Source organism: Geobacillus sp. DSP4a (genome assembly GCF_013096875.1).
In the GTDB taxonomy this organism is placed as follows: Bacteria; Bacillota; Bacilli; order Bacillales; family Anoxybacillaceae; genus Geobacillus; species Geobacillus thermophilus.
In genome coordinates, this window is the sequence record NZ_SDLD01000128.1 from 1 (window position 1) to 1163 (window position 1163).

The window sequence follows — 1163 nt, forward strand, 5'->3', positions numbered from 1 at the left end:
ATATGGATATAAATACCAAATACCCCTCTTCTGGAGGGGTATTTGGTATGCCCAATAATGGATGTGATCCCCATCATTCACTGCGGGGATGAACACGAGTATCGTCTTAAAAATTTTATACCGCTAACTTGACGGGTATGGGATTTTACCCGCCTGCGCAAAAAGTGGGTCGGACAGTTGAGTTCAGAGAAAAACCGGATTCAAAAAGTGCTGGAGTCTTCCAATGTCAAACTGGGCTCCGTCCTCTCGGATCTCTTCGGCGTTTCCGGACGAAACATCCTTGCCCGGCTGCTCGAGAAGGGATACGTGGACAAGGACGAGCTGGATGAATGCCTGCGCGGCAGGCTCAAAACGAAAAAGCAGGCGGTGTACGATTCGCTGCTGGGCACCTTGACCGAACATGAGCTCTATCTCCTTCGCCTCTTGTGGAAACACGTGGAGGAATTGGAGCGGCTCATCGAAGAAGTCGACCAGCACATCGACCGCCTGCTCGAGCCGTATCGCGAGGAAGTCGAATTGCTGATGACCATGCCTGGAATCAAAAAACAAACCGCCGCCGTCATCATCGCCGAGATGGGAACCGACATGAGCGTCTTTGAAACGCCGGAACGGGCGGCTTCATGGACGGGGTTGTCCCCCGGCAACCATGAAAGCGCCGGAAAGCGAAAGAGCACGCGCACCACCAAAGGCAATCCCCATCTTCGATCAGCGTTATGCGAGGCGGCATGGTCAGCAGCTCGATCCAAGACGCATCCTTTGTCCCGAAAATTTTGGTCGTTGGCGGCCCGGTGCGGGAAGAAAAAAGCCCTCATCGCCACGGCTCGACGAATGTTGGTGATCATCTTTTGCATGATCTCCCGCAAAGAGCCGTTCCACCAACCACAACTGATTTAGTCTAGCCAAAAGGCAGACAGGTTATACGAGATGCCCGAAAATGGGGCACCTCTGCTTTCCTATTGCCTTTTTTGGCCATTTTCAGTATACCCACCCGGATCAGAAGCGTATACCGCACTCACCCAGTGGTGGGGATTTTCACGGAAAAGATCCATGGGCAATGGTTTGCCCTCCACCCAGGGATGAAAATCCCCCTTTTCTTCCCATAATGAAGAATAGGCGCAAACAGTTTAACAGGACGTTATACTTAATGGTGGCTTGGACCCTGT

At 52.2% G+C, this 1163-nt stretch carries 1 pseudogene; it reads left to right on the forward strand.

From position 1 onward, the window contains the following. Positions 1 to 141 precede the first annotated feature (141 nt). Positions 142 to 894 (forward strand): annotated as a pseudogene (locus ETC02_RS16610) (IS110 family RNA-guided transposase); the annotation flags it as partial. Positions 895 to 1163 lie beyond the last annotated feature (269 nt).